General features: G+C 73.6%; 3 protein-coding genes and 1 pseudogene. 2 read left to right on the top strand and 2 right to left on the bottom strand.

Translation table 11 applies throughout. The features are described from left to right. A pseudogene (locus tag HW578_RS25155) lies at positions 1-349 on the top strand (M28 family peptidase); the annotation flags it as partial. 4 nt (positions 350-353) lie between these two features. On the opposite strand, the gene HW578_RS25150 reads toward HW578_RS25155, so the two are convergent. Next, a complete protein-coding gene (locus tag HW578_RS25150) occupies positions 354-1,328 on the bottom strand; it encodes a Bug family tripartite tricarboxylate transporter substrate binding protein (protein WP_198373435.1) in 975 nt (324 codons plus the stop codon). 132 nt (positions 1,329-1,460) lie between these two features. Between HW578_RS25150 and HW578_RS25145 the strand changes: the two genes are divergently transcribed. Beyond that, the gene (locus HW578_RS25145) at positions 1,461-2,438 is read left to right on the top strand and encodes an aldo/keto reductase (RefSeq protein WP_198373434.1); all 978 of its coding nucleotides are present in this window, start codon (positions 1,461-1,463) and stop codon (positions 2,436-2,438) included. Positions 2,439-2,555: 117 nt separating this feature from the next. On the opposite strand, the gene HW578_RS28055 is transcribed toward HW578_RS25145, so the two are convergent. Then, positions 2,556-2,751 (bottom strand): hypothetical protein (locus tag HW578_RS28055; protein ID WP_232479268.1); only part of this gene is annotated, 196 nt, incomplete at its 5' end.

Below are 2,751 nucleotides of genomic sequence, written 5' to 3'. Positions count from 1 at the left end.
GCTGGCGGCGGCGACGACCGCGCTGCGCGATGCCGCGGCGTCGGTCGCGCAGCGCGCTCCAGGCGCCTCGCCCGGGGCCGCGGCTCGGGCGAGTGCCGCGCTGATGCGTGCCTCCCGCGCGCTGGTGCCGGCCGACTACACGGCGGGCGACCGCTTCACCCACCCGCACGCACTGCCCATGCCGGACTGGGCCACCCTGCAGCCGATCCGCGACCTTGCGGCGACGCCGCCGGGCAGCGACGAGGAGAAGTTCGCCGCGGTGGACGCGCTGCGTGCGCGCAACCGCCTCGCCTTCGCGATCCGGCAGGCGCAGGCGGCGATGGACGAGGCGCTCGCCGCGCTGGCCTGATGCGTCAGGACGGCCGCAGGCCGGCCAGGTCCGCCGCGCGCCGCGCATTCGCCAGTTCCGTTGCGAGGAAGGCGGCGAAGCCATCGGGCGAACGTTGCGCCTCGCCGGCTGGAATGGCGCCTACCTCCGCGATGCGCGCCTGGATGGCGGGTTCGGCGAGCGTCGCAGCCAGCGCGCCATGCAGCATCGCGACAACGTCGGCCGGTGTCGCGGCGGGTGCGAGAAGCCCGCCATAGGATCCCGCGGTGAAGCCTGGCAGCCCGGCCTCTATGAAGGTCTGCACGTTCGGCAGCACGGCGGACCGCTGCTGGGTCGCGATGGCGATGATCGGCGCCTTGCCCTCGAGGTGCAGCGGCAGGGCGGAGGGCAATTCGACCATGCCGGCATCGACCGTGCCGCTGATCAGGTCGGGCACCATGGCGCTGCCGCCGCGATAGGGCACGTGCACGGCGCGCACATTCGCCCCCGCCATCAGCAGTTCGAGGGCGAGATGCGCGGCACTTCCCGCGCCGGGTGTGGCGATCGTCACCTGGTTCGGCCGCTGGCGCAGGATGGCAATGAAATCGGTCAGCGTGCGGGCCTCGATGCGTGGGCTGACCTGGCAGATCATGGGCAGGATGCCGACCAGGCCGATCGGGCGGAAGTCGCGCATCACGTCGTAGGGCAGGTTGGCCTGCAGCACCGGATTGGCGGTGAGCGGCCCGCCCGCGCCGAACAGCAGCGTGTATCCGTCGGGCGCGGCCTTCGCCACGGCGTCGGCGCCGACCGACCCGCCCGCGCCGGCGCGGTTCTCGATCACCATCGGCCGGCCGAGCCGTTCGGCCATGCGCGTGGCGAGGATGCGCGCGAGGATGTCGGTATTGCCGCCGGCGGCGAAGGGCACGATCACGCGGATCAGCCGCTCCGGATAGGCGGCGAGGGCGGGGCGCGCAAAGGGCGCGGATGCGGCGGCGAGCAGGATCGCGCGGCGTGTGGTCATCTGGTTTCCTCCCGACGGGCTCGATCGGCCTGCGCGCAAGCGTGGCATCGCGCAGCGCGCAGGGCAAACGCGCAGGCTTGCCGCACCGCGGCACCTGCCGCAGCATCCGGCGCGAATCACGGAGGCAGCGCGATGCAGAAGCGGCGATTGGGCAGGACCGGGATCGAGGTCTCCGTCCTCGGCTACGGCTGCGGCGCCATCGGCGGGCTGATGGTGAAGGGCACCGCGGCCGAACAGGACCGCGCCATCGGGCGCGCCATCGACCACGGCATCACCTATTTCGACACCGCCTCGGCCTATGGCGATGGCGTGTCCGAGACCAATCTCGGTCGCGCGCTGAAGGCGCTGGGCGCGCAGGTGACGGTCGCGACCAAGGTGCGCATCCGCGGCGCGCAGCGCGCCGACATCGCCGGCACCATCGCGCGTTCGGTCGACGAAAGCCTCAAGCGGCTGCAGCGCGACAGCGTCGACATCCTGCACCTGCACGAGCCGATCACCCGCGAAGGCCGCGATCCGGACTTCAGGGCCGATGCGATCCTGGGCGAAGCCGTGCCGACGCTGCGGCGCCTGCGCGAACAGGGCAAGTTCCGCTTCTTCGGCATCACCGGCCTCGGCGATGCGTCGGAGATCCTGCGCGTGCTCGAGGAAGGCGGCTTCGCCACGGCGCAGATGCCCTACAACATCCTCAACCCGAGCGGCGTGGCGCCGCTGCCGGCGGGCTCCGCCATGCCCGACCTCGGCGGCGTGATCGCCCGCGCCGCGGCTGGGGATGTGGGCGTGATGGCGATCCGCATCCTGGCCGGCGGCGCGCTCAGCGGCAGCGAGGCGCGCAGCCCGCTCGGCGTGCCGAAGGTGGCCCCCATCGCCTCCGCCGCCAGCTATGCCGACGACGTGGCGGCCGCGCGGCGCCTGCTGCCGCTGGTCGAGGCCGGCCACGCCGCCGACCTGGTGGAACTCGCGCTGCGCTACGCCGTGATGCCGCCGCAGATCGCGACCGCGATCGTGGGAACATCGAGCATCGCCGAGCTCGACCACGCCGTCGCGGCGATTGCCCGCGGGCCGCTGCCGGCGGAAGCGATGGCGATGATCGCGGCGATCCAGGCGGGCTGAGAACGTCACCAGCCGCAGAGCCGCCGCCCCGCGCGGTTGTGCGCCAGGATGGCGCGCGCGGTCTGCGGCGTCAGCGCGTCATCGTCATGCACCAGGATCGGGCGCCAGGCGCCGCAGTCATTCGCGCCGCCAGTCCCGGCGCAGCTCGTCAGCAGGATCGCGAGTGCGATCCAGGTCGCGGTCCACCTCATCGCGGATCTCCCGCGCGCGCGCGGCGCGCCGTTGTGTGCGTGCATCCGCCAGGGCGCGCCCGTCGCGCCGCCCGGCGGCGTAGAGCGCGGCCAGCACCGCCAGCGCCGCGCCGGCCGCTGCC

Source organism: Roseomonas rosulenta (genome assembly GCF_016106005.1).
Taxonomy (GTDB): domain Bacteria; phylum Pseudomonadota; class Alphaproteobacteria; order Acetobacterales; family Acetobacteraceae; genus Neoroseomonas; species Neoroseomonas rosulenta.
The sequence above is the reverse complement of the archived record's forward strand: the minus strand, read 5'-3'. Positions and strand labels throughout refer to the sequence as shown.

Bases quoted from the DNA above. Each gene is read 5' to 3' on its own strand.
- HW578_RS25145 (WP_198373434.1), top strand. From the start codon at position 1,461: ATGCAGAAGCGGCGATTGGGCAGGACCGGGATCGAGGTCTCCGTCCTC.
- HW578_RS25150 (WP_198373435.1), bottom strand. From the start codon at position 1,328: ATGACCACACGCCGCGCGATCCTGCTCGCCGCCGCATCCGCGCCCTTT.